This is a genomic window from Micromonospora sp. FIMYZ51, assembly GCF_038246755.1.
In the GTDB taxonomy this organism is placed as follows: Bacteria; Actinomycetota; Actinomycetes; order Mycobacteriales; family Micromonosporaceae; genus Micromonospora.
On record NZ_CP134706.1, the window covers coordinates 3041038 to 3058099 of the forward strand.

The window sequence follows — 17062 nt, forward strand, 5'->3', positions numbered from 1 at the left end:
ACGGTCGGGTCGGGTTCTGATGATGATTTGGTGGCGATTGTGGGGATGGCGTGTCGTTTTCCGGGGGGTGTGGGTTCTCCGGAGGAGTTTTGGGATTTGGTGGTGTCTGGTGGTGATGGTGTTGGTGATTTTCCGGTGGATCGGGGTTGGGATGTGGGGCGGTTGTTTGATCCGTCGGGGTTGCGTCCGGGTTCGTCGGTGACGCGGCAGGGTGGGTTTTTGTATGAGGCGGGTGGGTTTGATGCGGGGTTGTTTGGGGTGTCGCCGCGGGAGGCGGTGGAGACGGATCCGCAGCAGCGGTTGTTGTTGGAGGTGTCGTGGGAGGCGTTGGAGCGGGCTGGTTTTGATCCGTTGGGGTTGCGGGGTTCGTCGACTGGTGTGTTTGCGGGGGTGATGTATCACGATTATTTGGGTTCGGGTTCGACGGGTTCGGTGGTGTCGGGTCGGGTGGCGTATGCGTTGGGGTTGGAGGGTCCGGCGGTGTCGGTGGATACGGCGTGTTCGTCGTCGTTGGTGGCGGTGCATTGGGCGGTGCGGGGGTTGTTGGCGGGGGATTGTTCGTTGGCGTTGGCGGGTGGGGTGACGGTGATGGCGACGCCGGAGACGTTTGTGGAGTTTTCGCGGCAGGGTGGGTTGGCGGCGGATGGTCGGTGTAAGTCGTTTGCGGGTGGGGCGGATGGTACGGGGTGGTCGGAGGGTGTGGGGGTGTTGGTGTTGGAGCGGTTGTCGGATGCGGTGGCGGCGGGGCGTCGGGTGTTGGCGGTGGTGCGGGGTTCGGCGGTGAATCAGGATGGTGCGTCGAATGGGTTGACGGCGCCTAATGGTCCGGCGCAGCAGCGGGTGATTCGGCGGGCGTTGGGTGTGGCGGGGTTGGGTGTGGGTGAGGTGGATGTGGTGGAGGCGCATGGTACGGGGACGCGGTTGGGTGATCCGATTGAGGCGCAGTCGTTGTTGGCGACGTATGGGCAGCGGTCGGGTGAGCCGTTGTGGTTGGGGTCGGTGAAGTCGAATATTGGTCATACGCAGGCGGCTGCGGGTGTGGCTGGTGTGATCAAGATGGTGCAGGCGATGTGGCATGGTGTGTTGCCGGCGACGTTGCATGTGGATGAGCCGACGCCGCATGTGGATTGGGAGTCGGGCAATGTGCGGTTGTTGACCGAGACCCGTCCCTGGCCGGAGACCGACCGGCCGCGCCGCGCCGCAGTCTCCTCATTCGGGGTCAGCGGCACCAATGCGCATCTCATTCTCGAACAGCCGGAAGCCGTTGCGGACGAACCACGCGAGGGCCTTCCGCCCGCAGTCATCCCCTGGGTGTTGACCGCCCGCAGCCCCGAGGCGCTGACCGCCGCCGCAGCCCGGGTCGCCGCGACCGTACGCGAACGGCCCGCCCTCGACCCGGTGGACGTCGGCTGGTCCCTGACCCACCGCTCCGTCCTCGAATACCGGGCCGTCGTGGTCGGCGGCACCCGCGACGAACTCCTTGCCGGCCTCGACACCGTGTCCACCGGCACCAGCACCACCCAGAGCCGCCTCGCCCTGTTGTTCACCGGTCAGGGTGCGCAGCGGTTGGGGATGGGTCGGGAGTTGTATGGCGCGTTCCCGGTGTTCGCTGATGCGCTGGATGCGGTGTGTGAGTTGTTGCCGGGTACGCGTGAGGTGATGTGGGGCGCTGATGCCGAGGTGTTGTCTCGGACGGTGCATGCGCAGGCGGCGTTGTTCGCGGTCGAGGTGGCCCTGTTCCGGCTTGTCGAGTCGTGGGGTGTGCGGCCGGACTTCGTGGCTGGTCATTCGATCGGTGAGGTCGCGGCGGCCCATGTCGCCGGGGTGTTGTCTCTTGAGGATGCCTGCACTCTTGTGGGGGCGCGGGGTCGGTTGATGCAGGAGTTGCCGGCCGGTGGCGTGATGGTGTCGGTGCGGGCGGCTGAGGCGGATGTGGTGCCGTTGCTGCGCCCCGGTGTCGACATTGCGGCGGTGAACGGTCCGGCGGCGGTGGTGCTCGCCGGTGACGACGACGTCGTGGCCGAGGTCGTGGCGGCGCTTGGGGTGAAGGCGAAGCGTCTTCAGGTGTCGCATGCGTTCCATTCGTTGCGGATGGAGCCGATGCTGGCGGAGTTCCGGGCGGTGTTGGAGGGCTTGACCTTCCGTGAGGCGCAGGTGCCGGTGGTGTCGAACGTGACCGGCGAGGTGACGCAGCCCGACAGCGCCGAGTACTGGGTGCGGCATGTGCGGGAGACGGTGCGTTTCGCCGACGGCGTGGCCACCCTCACCGACGCCGGTGTGACCCGGTTCCTGGAACTCGGCCCGGATGGTGTCCTGACCGCGATGGCGCAGGACACCGCACCCGACGCGCTCCTCGTCGCCGCCCTGCGCAAGGACCGGAACGAACTGAGCGCCCTGCTCTCGGCGATGGGCCGTCTCTTCGTCGCCGGCGTGGACGTCGACTGGCGGGCCATGTACGCCCCGTGGGGTGGCCGCCGGGTGGACCTGCCCACCTACCCCTTCCAGCACCGTCGCTACTGGATTGACGCGGTACCCGCCACCGACGTCACCCGGGCCGGGCTCACCGCCGCCGACCACCCGCTGCTCGGCGCGGCGGTGGACGTGGCCGGCACCGCCGGCGTACTGCTCACCGGCCGGCTCTCCGTGCAGGCACAGCCCTGGCTCGCCGACCACCGGGTCGGCACCGCGATCGTCTTCCCGGGCACCGGCTTCGTCGAGTTGGCGCTGCGGGCGGCCGACGAGGCCGGCGCGGCCGGCATCGACGAGCTGACCATCGAGGAACCCCTGGTGCTGCCCGAGAGCGGAGCAGTCGACCTCCAGGTCGCGGTCACCGGCGACCTGGTAAACATCCACTCCCGGACCGACGGCGGCTCCTGGACCCGGCACGCCTCCGGATCGCTGGCCGGCACCGCACCGGCCGCCGCCGGCACGCTGCTCACCTGGCCCCCGGCCGCCGCCCGCCCGCTTACCCTCGACGGACTCTACGAGCAGCTTGCCGGCGCCGGCCTGTCGTACGGGCCGACGTTCCAGGGACTGCGGGCCGCGTGGCGGGACGGCGACGATCTGTACGCCGAGGTCGCGCTTGCCGACGGCGTGACCGGCGACGGGTACGGCGTGCACCCGGCCCTGCTCGACGCGACCCTGCACGTGCTCGCGGCGACCGGCGACGCCGACCGTGCGGCCGTACCGTTCGCCTGGTCCGGTGTCGCCCTGCACGCCACCGGCGCCTCGGTGGCCCGGGTGCGGGTTCGCCCGGCCGGGCCGGGTGCCGTGACGGTCGAGGTCGCCGACGCCGCCGGTGCCCCGGTCGCCTCCGTCCGGTCCCTGGCGCTGCACACCGTCGAGCCCGGCACCTTCGCCGGTGCCGCTCCCGACGGTCTGTACCAGGTGGACTGGATCCCGCTGCCGGTTCCGGCCGCTGAGGACGGCACCGAACAGCCGATCGTGGTGCAAGCCGACACCGGTCCGGTCGGTGATGTGGTGGCCGGTGTCCTCGACGAGGTGCAGCAGTGGCTGCGCCGGGGCGACGACTCCCGGCTGATGATCGTCACCCGAGGCGCGGTGGACGCGGCCGGATCCGGCGTGTCCGACGTGGCACAGGCCGCCGTCTGGGGCCTTGTCCGCGCGGCGCAGGCCGAGGAACCTGGCCGGATCGTCCTGGTCGACCTCGGCCCGGACGACGAACTGGACCTCCCGACGGCTTTGGCCTGCGGCGAGCCGCAGCTCGCGGTGCGCGACGGCGCGCTCTACGGTCCCCGGCTGGCCCGGGCGAGCGTACGGCCCGTTGCGGCGCCCTTCACCGAAACCGGCACGGTGCTGATCACCGGGGCCTCCGGCGAGCTGGGCGGGCACGTGGCCCGGCACCTGGTCGCCGCGTACGGGGTGACCAGTCTGCTCCTGCTCGGCCGCAGCGGCGCACCCGAGGAACTGGTGACGGAGCTGTCCACGGCCGGCGCCCGGGTACGCGTGGTGCGCTGCGACGTCGGCGACCGGGGCGCGTTGGCGGCGGCGCTGGCCGAGGTCGACGACCTCAGCGCGGTGGTGCACGCCGCGGGTGTGCTGGACGACGGGATGATCGGTTCGCTCAGCGGCGAGCGGCTGGCCGGAGTGCTGCGGGCGAAGGCCGACGGCGCGTGGCTGCTGCACGAGCTGACCGCCGACCGGGACCTGTCGGCGTTCGTGCTGTTCTCGTCTGCGGCGGCGGTGCTCGGTGCCGCCGGGCAGGGTGCCTACGCGGCGGCCAACGGGTTCGTCGACGGGCTCGCGGCGTACCGCCGGTCGGCCGGCCTGGCTGCCGTCTCCGTGGGCTGGGGACTGTGGGACGGCACCGGCGGGATGGCTGGCGCGTTGGGTGAGGCCGAGCGGGCACGCATCGCCCGGGGCGGCGTGCTGCCGCTGACCGTGGCGGAGGGCCTGACCCTCTTCGACGCCGCGCTCGCCGCCACCGCCGCCGCTCCGGTCGCCGTACGGCTCGACCGCCAGGCGCTGGCCGCACTTTCGGACCTGCCGCCGCTGCTGCGCGGGCTGGTCCGTGCCCCGGCCCGCCGTGCCGCGACCGACGCCACCGCCCAGGACCAGCTCGCCGCGTTGCCGGCCGAGGACCGGGCCGAAGCGCTGCTGGCCGTCGTCCGGACCCAGGTGGCGCAGGTGCTCGGCTATTCGCCCGACCAGACCGTGGAGGCCACCTGGGCCTTCCACGACCTCGGTTTCGATTCGTTGACGGCGGTGGAGTTCCGTAATTCGTTGGCGGCGGTTACGGGTCTGCGGTTGCCGGCGACGTTGGTGTTTGATTATCCGTCGCCGGTGGCGGTGGCGGAGCATCTGTTCGAGCGGATGTTCGGCGCTGTCGAGTCGACGGTGGCGGAGACGGTCGGGTCGGGTTCTGATGATGATTTGATTGCGATTGTGGGGATGGCGTGTCGTTTTCCGGGGGGTGTGGGTTCTCCGGAGGAGTTTTGGGATTTGGTGGTGTCTGGTGGTGATGGTGTTGGTGATTTTCCGGTGGATCGGGGTTGGGATGTGGGGCGGTTGTTTGATCCGTCGGGGTTGCGTCCGGGTTCGTCGGTGACGCGGCAGGGTGGGTTTTGTATGAGGCGGGTGGGTTTGATGCGGGGTTGTTTGGGGTGTCGCCGCGGGAGGCGGTGGAGACGGATCCGCAGCAGCGGTTGTTGTTGGAGGTGTCGTGGGAGGCGTTGGAGCGGGCTGGTTTTGATCCGTTGGGGTTGCGGGGTTCGTCGACTGGTGTGTTTGCGGGGGTGATGTATCACGATTATTTGGGTTCGGGTTCGACGGGTTCGGTGGTGTCGGGTCGGGTGGCGTATGCGTTGGGGTTGGAGGGTCCGGCGGTGTCGGTGGATACGGCGTGTTCGTCGTCGTTGGTGGCGGTGCATTGGGCGGTGCGGGGGTTGTTGGCGGGGATTGTTCGTTGGCGTTGGCGGGTGGGGTGACGGTGATGGCGACGCCGGAGACGTTTGTGGAGTTTTCGCGGCAGGGTGGGTTGGCGGCGGATGGTCGGTGTAAGTCGTTTGCGGGTGGGGCGGATGGTACGGGGTGGTCGGAGGGTGTGGGGGTGTTGGTGTTGGAGCGGTTGTCGGATGCGGTGGCGGCGGGGCGTCGGGTGTTGGCGGTGGTGCGGGGTTCGGCGGTGAATCAGGATGGTGCGTCGAATGGGTTGACGGCGCCTAATGGTCCGGCGCAGCAGCGGGTGATTCGGCGGGCGTTGGGTGTGGCGGGGTTGGGTGTGGGTGAGGTGGATGTGGTGGAGGCGCATGGTACGGGGACGCGGTTGGGTGATCCGATTGAGGCGCAGTCGTTGTTGGCGACGTATGGGCAGCGGTCGGGTGAGCCGTTGTGGTTGGGGTCGGTGAAGTCGAATATTGGTCATACGCAGGCGGCTGCGGGTGTGGCTGGTGTGATCAAGATGGTGCAGGCGATGTGGCATGGTGTGTTGCCGGCGACGTTGCATGTGGATGAGCCGACGCCGCATGTGGATTGGGAGTCGGGCAATGTGCGGTTGTTGACCGAGACCCGTCCCTGGCCGGAAACCGACCGTCCCCGCCGCGCCGCAGTCTCCTCATTCGGCATCAGCGGCACCAACGCCCACCTGATCATCGAGCAGGCCCCGGCACCGGAACCGGCCGCCGAAGCACCGGCCGGCCCCACCGGACCCGTCGCGTGGGTGGTCAGCGGCCGCACCCCGGCCGCGCTACAGGCCCAGGCCGAACGGTTGCACGGGTACCTGACGACGACGGAGGCCGCACCGGCCGACGTGGCCCGCTCGCTCGCCTGCCGCACCCGGTTCGACCACCGCGCCGTCGTCGTCGGCGCGGACCGCGACGAACTGCTCGCCGGCCTGGCCGCGGTGGTCGACGGCGAGGAACTGCCCGGCGTGGTGACCGGAAGCGCCCGGCCGGCCGGCAAGCTCGCCGTGATGTTCTCCGGCCAGGGCTCGCAGCGCCTGGCGATGGGCCGCGACCTGTACGCCACCCAGCCGGTGTTCGCCCGGGCCTTCGACGAGGTGTGCGCGTACCTCGACGTGCGGGACGTGGTCTGGGGCGACAACCAGGAACTGCTCGACCAGACCGGGCACGCCCAGGCCGCGCTCTTCGCGGTCGAGGTGGCGCTGTACCGGCTCGTCGAGTCCTGGCAGCTACGGCCGCACGCCCTGATCGGGCACTCCATCGGCGAGGTCGCCGCAGCGCATGTTGCCGGCGTGTTCAGCCTGGCCGACGCCTGCACTCTGGTCGAGGCGCGCGGTCGGCTGATGACGGCCCTGCCCGCCGGTGGCGTGATGACCGCCGTGCACGCCTCGGAGGCGACCGTCCGGCCACTGCTCGGCGAAGGCGTGGACCTCGCCGCGGTCAACGGCCCGGAATCGGTGGTGCTCTCCGGCGACGAGGCCGCCGTCACCGCGCTTGTCGAACGCCTCGGCGTCAAGGCCAAGCGCCTCCAGGTGTCGCACGCCTTCCACTCGGCCCAGATGGAGCCGATGCTCGACGACTTCGCCGCGGTCGCCGCCCAGCTCGATTACCACGAGCCGACGCTGCCGGTGATCTCCAACGGCACCGGCCGGGTCGCCGGCCCGGAGATCCGCACCCCGCAGTACTGGGTCCGACACATCCGCGAGGCGGTCCGGTTCCACGACGGCCTGCGTACCCTGACCGGGCTCGGCATCACCCGCTTCCTCGAACTCGGGCCGGCGGGTGTGCTGACCGCCCTGGCCCAGGAGTCCGCTCCCGAGGCGCTCTGCGTCTCGGTCAGCCGTCGGGGCCGGGACGAGGCCGCCGCAGCGCTGGAGGCCGCAGCGGCGCTGCACGCCACCGGTGCCGCCCTGGACTGGGCCGCCGTGGTCGGCGGCGCGGACCTGCGGGTGCCGCTGCCCACGTACGCCTTCCAGCACGAACGCTACTGGCTGTCCCGGCGTACCGGCGGCGGTGATCCGGCCGCCCATCCGATCCTCGACTCGGTGGTCGACCTGGCGGGTACCGCCGGTGCGGTGCTCACCGGCACCCTGTCCGTGGCCACCCACCCCTGGCTGGCCGACCACCGCGTCGGTGGCGCCGTCGTCCTGCCCGGCAGCGCCCTGCTGGACATGGCGTTCCTGGCCGCCGACCGGGTCGGTGCGGCCCGGGTCGCCGAACTCACGCTGGAGGCGCCGCTTACCGTCGCCGAGCACGGCGAGGTCCGTCTCCAGGTGGCCGTCGGTGCCGCCGACGAGACCGGTACGCACACCCTCTCCGTGCACTCGCGGCCGACCGGCGCCGCCGACGACGAGCCGTGGACCCGGCACGCGACCGGTACCGCCGGTCCCGCCACCGGCGACGTCCAGCCGGGCCACACGGCCTGGCCGCCACCCGGCGCGGAACCCGTCGACGTGGACGGTCGCTACGACGACGGCGACGACAGCGTCCTGGCGTACGGTCCGGCCTTCCGGGGCCTGCGGGCCGCGTGGCGGCGTGCCGACGAGGTCTTCGCCGAGGTCGTGCTGCCGGCGACCGCCGGTGCCGGCGGCGACCGGTTCGGCGTACATCCCGCCCTGCTCGACGCCACCCTGCACGCCGTGGGCCTGCTGCCCGGCCCGGACGACGGGCCGGTCCGGGTGCCGTTCAGCTTCGCCGGCGCGACCCTCGCCGCCACCGGCGCCGAGGCGGTCCGGGTGCACATCGCCCCGGTGGCCGGGGAGGCCGACACGGTGGCGCTGCGCCTGACCGACGGCACCGGCGCCCCGGTGGTCGAGGTGGAACGGCTGACCCTGCGTCCGGTCGCGGTGCACCGCCCGGTGAGCCTCGCCGGTGGCAGCCTGTTCCACCTCGACTGGACCGCCGTGTCGGCCACCCCGGCCGAGCCGGTGCCGGCGACCGTCGTGGAGGCGCCCACCGGGCCACCCGTGGCGGCCACCACCCAGCTGCTCGCCACGCTTCAGCAGCACCTCGCCGACGAGCACAACCCCGCCCTGGTCGTGGTCACCCGAGGGGCCGTGCCGGTGGCCGACGACGACGTCACCGACCTTGCCGGCGCCGCCGTCTGGGGTCTGGTCCGGGCCGCCCAGGCCGAACACCCAGGCCGCGTCGTACTCGTGGACGCGGAGGCCGGCGTGGAGGTCGACGGGCCGGCGCTGGCCGCCCTCGGCGAGCCGCAACTGGTCCTGCGCGACGGCGGCCTGCGCGCCGCCCGACTCACCCGCCGGGCCGTACCGGAGCAGCCGGGCACCTGGGCCGCGACCGGCACGGTGCTGATCACCGGTGCCGGCGGTGCCCTCGCCGGCCTGCTCGCCCGGCACCTGGTCACCGTCCACGGGGTCCGCCAGCTGGTGCTGGCCGCACGCCGACCCACCACCGGCGAGCTGGCCCGCGAGCTGACCGAGCTGGGTGCCGAGGTCACCACCGCGGTCTGCGACGTCACCGACCGAGACGCACTTGCCGCACTGCTCGACGGCATCCCCAAACTGGACGGCGTCGTGCACACCGCAGGCGTACTCGACGACGGGGTGCTCGACGCGCTCACCCCGCAGCGTCTGGAGCGGGTGCTGCGCCCCAAGGCCGAGGCGGCCTGGCACCTGCACACCCTCACCCGCGACCGCGACCTCGCCGAGTTCGTGCTCTTCTCCTCGGCGGCCGGTCTGCTCGGCGGCGCGGGTCAGGCCAACTACGCCGCGGCAAACGCCTTCCTCGACGGGCTCGCCGCGCACCGCCGGGCAACCGGCCTGCCCGCCCGGTCGCTGGCCTGGGGCCTGTGGGCCGAGCCCGGTGGGATGGCCGCCGCGACCAGCGGGGACAGCACGTCCCGCGACGGCGTGGGCGCGTTGACCGCCGACGAGGGACTGCGGCTGTTCGACGCCGCCCTCGCCCTGCCCGACGCGGTGCTCGCCCCGATCAAGCTGGACCTCACCAGCCGGGGTACGACCGACGACCTGCCGCCGCTGTTCGCCGGTCTGATCCCGTCCCGCACCCGGCGGACGGCACAGGGCGCGATCGGCACCGGTGCGCTGCTGCGCCGGCTGACCGGCCTGCCCGCCGCCGAGCGGACGGCCGCCGTGCTGGACGTGGTGCAGACCCAGGCCGCCCTGGTGCTGGGCCACGCCCAGCCGGCCACGCTCGCCCCCGACCAGCCCTTCAGCGAACTCGGTTTCGACTCGCTGACCGCGATCGAGTTCCGCAACCGACTGGCCGCCGCCACCGGCACCACACTGCCCGCAACCGTCGTCTTCGATTACCCCACCCTGCTGGCGCTGGCCGAGATGCTTACCGCCCGGCTGGTTCCGGTGGCCGGCGACGACGACGGCGAGCAGGAGGTACGCGCACTGCTCGGCACGATCCCGCTCGGCCGACTGCGCGACGCGGGACTGCTGGACGCCCTGCTGGACCTCGCCGGGCGCGGCGGCCCCGGTGGCCCCGGCGGACCGGCCGCCGGACCGGAGCCGGCCGGCGGCATTGACGACATGGACACCGACAGCCTGATCAGCCTGGCCCTGGGCGACGCGGGTTCCGACGACCAGACCTCGGGAGTGAATCGTTGAGCACCGCAGATGACCGCATCGTCGCCGCGCTCCGGGCCTCGCTCAAGGAGACCGAGCGACTCCGCGACCAGAACCGGACGCTGCTCGCCGCCGTCCGGGAACCCATCGCCATCGTCGGCATGGCCTGCCGGTACCCCGGTGGGGTCCAGTCACCGGCCGACCTGTGGGACCTGACGCTGCGGCGTGGCGACGCGGTCGGCGAGTTCCCGGGGGACCGGGGCTGGGACGTCGACCGCCTCTACCACCCGGACCCGGAGCACCCCGGCACCTCGTACACCCGGGAGGGTGGTTTCCTGCACGACGCGGCCTGGTTCGACACCGGGTTCTTCGGGATCAGCCCGCGCGAGGCGCTGACCACCGACCCACAGCAGCGGCTGTTCCTGGAGAGTTCCTGGCAGGCGCTGGCCGACGCGGGCCTGGACCCCCGGTCGCTGCGGGGCAGCGCGACCGGGGTGTACGCCGGTGTGATGTACCACGACTACGCCGGTGGGCACGGCACCGGCAGCGTGGTCTCCGGCCGGGTGGCGTACACCCTGGGGCTGGAGGGGCCGGCGATCACTGTGGACACCGCCTGCTCCTCGTCGCTCGTGGCGCTGCACTGGGCGGTGCGGGCGTTGCGCTCCGGTGAGTGCTCGCTGGCGTTGGCCGGCGGCGTCACGGTGATGGCCACCCCCAGCGTCTTCGTCGAGTTCAGCCGCCAACGCGGGCTCGCGGCGGACGGACGCTGCAAGTCGTTCGCCGCGGCGGCCGACGGTACCGGCTGGGCCGAGGGCGTGGGCGTCGTGGTGCTGGAACGGCTCTCCGACGCGGTCGCCAACGGCCACCAGATCCTGGCCGTGGTACGCGGCACCGCGATCAATTCCGACGGGGCGTCCAACGGATTGACCGCACCCAACGGACCTTCCCAGGAGCGGGTGATCCGGGCGGCGCTGGCCGACGCCCGACTCGCCGCCGACCAGGTGGACGTGGTGGAGGCGCACGGTACCGGCACCACGCTGGGCGACCCGATCGAGGCGCAGTCGGTGCTGGCCACCTACGGCCGGCGTGACGGCGAACCGCTCTGGCTGGGCTCGCTCAAGTCGAACATCGGGCACACCCAGGCCGCAGCCGGCGTCGGCGGGGTGATCAAGATGGTGCAGGCGATGCGGCACGGGGTGCTGCCCGCGACCCTGCACGTCGACGAGCCGACCCCGCACGTGGACTGGCAGTCCGGCAACGTACGCCTGCTCACCGAAGAGCGTCCCTGGCCGGAGACCGGCCAGCCGCGCCGCGCCGGGGTGTCCTCGTTCGGCTACAGCGGAACCAACGGGCACGTGATCCTGGAACAGGCACCGGTGGCCGAGGAGGCGGAGCCGACGAGGCCCCCCGCGGCACTGCCCTGGGTGCTCTCCGCGAAGACGCCCGCCGCGCTGGTCGAGCAGCGGCAGCGGCTGCTCGACCAGCTGACCGCCAACCCGCAGCTTGCCGCCGAGGACGTCGCCCGGTCACTGCTGCGGCGTCCGGCCCTGGAGCACCGGGCGGTGCTGGTCGGCCGGGACCGCTCGGAACTGCTCGCCGCCGCCCCGGTGTCCGGCGTGGTCGGTGCCGGCGGTAAGCGGGTGTTGGTGTTTCCGGGTCAGGGGGCGCAGTGGGTGGGTATGGGTGTGGAGTTGTTGGGCACGTCGGAGGTGTTTGCGCGGCGGTTTGCGGAGTGTGTGGAAGCGTTGGAGTTGTTTGTGGATTGGGATGTGCGGGGGGCGTTGTCGGATGAGGTGTTGTTGGGGCGGGTGGATGTGGTGCAGCCGTTGTCGTGGGCGGTGATGGTGTCGTTGGCGGCGGTGTGGGAGTCGTTGGGTGTGGTGGGGGATGCGGTGGTGGGGCATTCGCAGGGGGAGATTGCGGCGGCGGTGGTGTCGGGGGCCTTGTCGGTGGCCGATGGTGCGCGGGTGGTGGTGTTGCGCAGTGTTGCGGTGGGTGAGGTGTTGTCGGGTGGGGGTGCGATGGCGTCGGTGGGGTTGCCGGCCGATGTGGTGCGGGGGCGGTTGGTGGAGGGTGTGTCGGTGGCGGCGGTGAATGGGCCGGCGTCGACGGTGGTTTCTGGTGAGGTGGATGCGGTGGTGGGGTTGTTGGCGGTGTTGGAGGGTGAGGGTGTGCGGGTGCGTCGGATTGCGGTGGATTATGCGTCGCATTCTGCGCAGGTGGAGGTGTTGCGGGGGCGTTTGGCGCGGGATTTGGCGGGGTTGTCGCCGGGGACGCCTTCGGTGCCGTTGTGGTCGACGGTGTCGGGCGCGTGGTTGGGTGAGGACGAGGTCTTGGACGCCGATTACTGGTTCCGCAACCTACGTCAGGAGGTGTTGTTCGCTGACGCGGTGCGGGGTTTGGTGGCGGATGGGTTCGGGGTGTTCGTCGAATGCAGCCCGCATCCGGTACTCGCCATGGCGGTGCAGGATGCGGCTGATTCCGCCGTGGTCACGGGCACGCTACGCCGCGACGAAGGCGGCTGGGACCGGATCCTCACCTCGGCCGCCGAACTCTGGACCAACGGCGTACCGGTCGACTGGCCCGACGTCGGTGGTCGGGTCGTCGACCTGCCCACCTACCCGTTCCAACGGGAGCGCTACTGGATCGACGCCACCGACGCCGGTGACCCGGGCGGGCTCGGCCTTACCGACACCGACCACCCCCTGCTCGGTGCGGCCACCACCGTCGCCGGCGCACACCGTCTGGTGCTCACCGGCCGCTGGTCGGTCGGCACCCACCCGTGGCTTGCCGATCACCTGGTCGCCGGCCGCATCCTCTTCCCCGGCACCGGCTTCGCCGAACTGGCCGTCCGAGCCGCCGACGAGACCGGCTGCGCGACAGTCGAGGAACTCACCCTGCACGCCCCGCTCGTGCTGCCCGAGCACGGCGGTGTCCGCGTCCAGGTCATCGTGGAGCCGCCCGACGAGACCGGCGGCCGTGAGCTGACGCTGTGGTCGCAACCCGACGACGCCGGCTCGGACGAGCCGTGGACCCGCCACGCCGAGGGCCGGCTGGGTCAGGTAGCGCCGCCGGCACCGGAGTGGACCCAGGCGTGGCCACCCTCGGACGCGGAGCCGATCGACCTGACCGGAGCCTACGACGCCCTCGCCGCCGGTGGCCTCCACTACGGACCGGTCTTCCGCGGCCTGCGTCGCGCCTGGCGGCGCGGCGAGGAGTTGTTCGCCGAGATCGCCCTGCCCGAACAGCACCACCCGGCCGCCGGCCGGTACGGGCTGCATCCCGCCCTCTTCGACGCCGCCCTGCACGCCATCCTGGTCGGTGGCGGTTCCGGCGAACTGCGGCTGCCGTTCAGCTTCACCGGGATCACCCTGCACGCGGCCGGCGCCCCGGCGCTGCGGGCGCACCTGACCCCCGGCGACGACGACGGCCTGGCGATCCGGCTCATGGACGTCACCGGCGCCACGGTCGCCGAGGTGAGCTCCCTGATCTCCCGGCCCGCCACGCCGGAACGGATCAACGAGCCGCGCGTGGCCGACCCCGCCCAGTGGCTGCTGCATCCCCGCTGGCGCGAGGTGACCGCGCCGGCCACCACCGCCACCGGCCGCTGGGCCGTGGTCGGCGACGGCCTGACCGAGCTGCGTGCCGCCCTGATCGACCTGGGCATCGCGGTCAGCAGCGGACCGGACATCGCCGCCGTGCTGCCGGCCGACGGACCGGCACCCGAGATGATCCTGCTCGCCCTGCCCTCCGCCGAGGGGCCGGTGCCGGCGGCCACCCGGACGAGCACCCACACCGCGCTCGACATCCTCCAGCAGTGGCTCACCGACCGCCGCCTCGACGACACCCGGCTGACCGTGGTCACCCACGGTGCCGTCGCGGTACAGGAGGGCGAGGGCGTTGCCGACCTGTCCGGTGCGGCGGTGTGGGGTCTGGTCCGCACCGCCCGCTCGGAGAACCCCGACCGGTTCGCCCTGCTCGACCTGGACGACTCCACCGTGCCCGCTGCGGTCCTGGTGGCGGCGCTCACCGAGGGCGAGGATCAGCTCGCCGTCCGAGGCGGCGCCGTGCTGGCGTACCGGCTGGGTCGCGCCGGGGCGAACGGGTCACTGATCCCGCCCCCGGCACCGGCGTGGCGGCTGGAGGCCGGTGCCGGCGGCGTGCTCGGTGAGCTTGCGCTGGTGCCCTTCCCGGAGGCCCTCGACCCACTGGAACCCACCCAGGTCCGGGTGGCGATGCACGCGGCCGGCATGAACTTCCGCGACGTGGTGGTCGCCCTCGGCATGGTGCCCAAGGGCGAGCGGCTGATCGGCAGCGAGGGTGCCGGCGTGGTGACCGAGGTCGGTTCCGCCGTCACCGACCTGGCTCCCGGCGACCGCGTGTACGGCCTGTTCGCCGGCGGATTCGCACCGGTCGGCCGGACCGACCGTCGGCTGCTCGCCCCGATGCCCGACGACTGGTCGTTCGAGGTCGCCGCGTCGATACCGGTGGTGTTCCTGACCGCCTACCTCGGCCTGGTCGACCTGGCCGACATCCGGCCGGGCAGCCGGGTGCTGGTGCACGCCGCGGCCGGCGGGGTCGGCATGGCCGCCGTGCAACTGGCCCAGCACCTCGGTGCCGAGGTCTTCGGCACCGCAAGCACGGGCAAGTGGGACGTGCTGCGCGGCTTCGGCCTGCCCGACGACCACATCGCCTCCTCCCGGGACCTCACCTTCCGCGACGCATTCCTGGAGGTCACCGACGGCGCGGGCGTCGACCTGGTGCTGAACTCGCTTACCGGCGCGTTCGCCGACGCATCGCTGGACCTGCTGCCGCGCGGCGGCCGGTTCCTCGAAATGGGCAAGCTCGACAAACGCGATCCCGTCGAGGTGGCGGCGGCCCACCCCGGCGTCGACTACCAGGCGTACGACCTGATGGACCCGGGCCCGGACCGGGTCGGCGAGATCCTCCAGGAGGTCGGTGCCCTGTTCACCGCAGGCGTGCTGCGTCCGCTGCCGGTGACCACCTGGGACGTGCGCCGGGCGCGGGAGGCGTTCCGGCACCTCTCCCAGGCCCGGCACGTCGGCAAGGTGGTGCTCACCGCGCCCCGTGCACTGGATCCGGACGGCACCGTGCTGGTCACCGGCGGCACCGGGGTACTGGGTGGGCTGATCGCCCGCCGGCTGGTCACCGCGCACGGCGTCCGGGACCTGGTGCTCACCAGCCGGTCCGGGACGAGCGCGCCCGGCGTCGACACGCTCACCGCCGACCTGGTCGCCCTCGGCGCCAAGGTGACCGTCGTGGCGTGCGACGCCGCCGACCGCGACGCCCTGGCCGAACTGCTCGCGCGGATCCCGGTGCTGACCGCCGTCGTGCACTGCGCGGGCGTCCTCGACGACGGGCTCCTGGACAGCATGACGCCGCAGCGGGTGGACGCGGTGCTGCGGCCCAAGGTGGACGCCGCCTGGAACCTGCACGAGCTGACCGCCGACCGTGACCTCGCCGCGTTCGTGCTCTTCTCCTCCGCCGCGGGCGTGTTCGGCACACCCGGCCAGGCCAACTACGCGGCGGCCAACGCCTTCCTGGATTCCCTCGCCACCCACCGCCGGTCCCTTGGCCTGCCCGGACAGTCGCTGGCCTGGGGCCTGTGGGCGGAGGCCAGCGGGATGACCGGTCACCTGGCGACCGCTGGCGGCGTGCCGGCCGGGCCGCGTGGTGTCGACGCGCTGACCAGCGACGAGGCGCTGGCGCTCTTCGACCTCGCGGTCACCGTCGACGAGCCGGTGCTGGCCCCGGTCCGCCTCGACCTGCGCCCGGTGGAGGGCCCGGTGCCCCCGCTGCTGCGCGACCTGCTCACCACGGCCCGCCGCCGGGCCGCCGCCCCGGCCGAGGCCGATTCGCAGTCCCTGCAACAGCGGCTGGCGGCGGTGCCCGACGCCGAACGTGAGTCGCTTGTCGTCGACCTGATCCGGGGGTACGCGGCAACGGTGCTCGGCCACGGCAGCGCGGACGCGGTCGACCCGCACCGCGACTTCCTCGAGTCGGGGCTGGACTCGCTTACCGCGATGGAGCTGCGTAACGCGCTCAACCGGGCCACCGGGCTGCGGCTGCCCGCCACCGTCGCCTTCGACCACCGCAGTCCCGTCGCCCTGGCCCGACACCTGCTGGCCGAGCTGGCGGTCCGGGCACCGGCCGGCGCCACCGCCAGCGCCGAGCCCGGCGTCGAGCCGGCGGCGGACTCCATCGGCGGGCACTACCGCCGGGCGGTCATGGCGGGGGAGTACCACAAGGGCGTCGCGCTGCTCCAGGCCTTCGCCGACCTGCGACCGCAGTTCACCGACGCCGACGCCGCGTCGGCGCCCGAGCCGGTGCGGCTGGTCAGCGGCGACCGGTCGCCGGTGCTTGTCTGCTTCCCCTCGCCGATGACGATGAGCGGGGTTCAGCAGTACGCCCGGATCGCCGCCCCCCTGCGCGGCTCGCGGGACGTCTACTCCGTCCGGGTGCCGGGGCTCGGCCGCAACGAACCGCTGCCCGCGTCGCTGGACGCCCTGGTCGACCTCTACGCCCGCGCGGTGGACCAGGTGACGGCGGGCCGGCCGGTCGTGCTGCTCGGCCACTGTGCCGGCGGCACCTTCGCCCACGCCACCGCGACCCGGCTGGAGCAGCTGGGTGCCCGCCCCGCCGGCCTGGTCCTGCTCGACACCTACCCCGACGACGATCTGCGCGGCGCGGGCCTGGACACCGGCTTCTGGGACCGGATGCTGCGTGGCCTGTTCGAGCGGGAGTCCGCCTTCGGCCCGTTCGACGACGCCCGGCTCTCCGCGATGGGCTGGTACGTGCGCCTGCACGGGGAGCGCCCCCTCGCACCGCTGGCCGCACCGACCCTGTTCGTGCGGCCGGACGGCGCGGAGGCGGACGCGGAGAACACCCGCGCCGAGTGGCGCTTCCCGCACACGCTGCGGGAGGTCCCCGGCGATCACTTCACCATGCTCGAAACGTACGCCGAGGCGACGGCGACCACGGTGGAGGAGTGGCTGCGGACCCTGCCGGCCTGACCGGCTGCGGCCGGTGGTGCCCGCCACCACCGGCCGCGACCGGCGTGCGCAGGTC

The 17062-nt window shown here is 72.6% G+C and carries 1 protein-coding gene and 1 pseudogene; both read left to right on the top strand.

Translation table 11 applies throughout. From position 1 onward, the window contains the following. Positions 1–42: 42 nt before the first annotated feature. Positions 43–10015: pseudogene (locus QQG74_RS13990) on the top strand (SDR family NAD(P)-dependent oxidoreductase); the annotation flags it as partial. Then, complete coding sequence (locus QQG74_RS13995) at positions 10012–17007, top strand: SDR family NAD(P)-dependent oxidoreductase (RefSeq protein ID WP_341720710.1); 6996 nt, start codon at positions 10012–10014, stop codon at positions 17005–17007. The pseudogene QQG74_RS13990 and the gene QQG74_RS13995, both read left to right, overlap by 4 nt. Positions 17008–17062 lie beyond the last annotated feature (55 nt).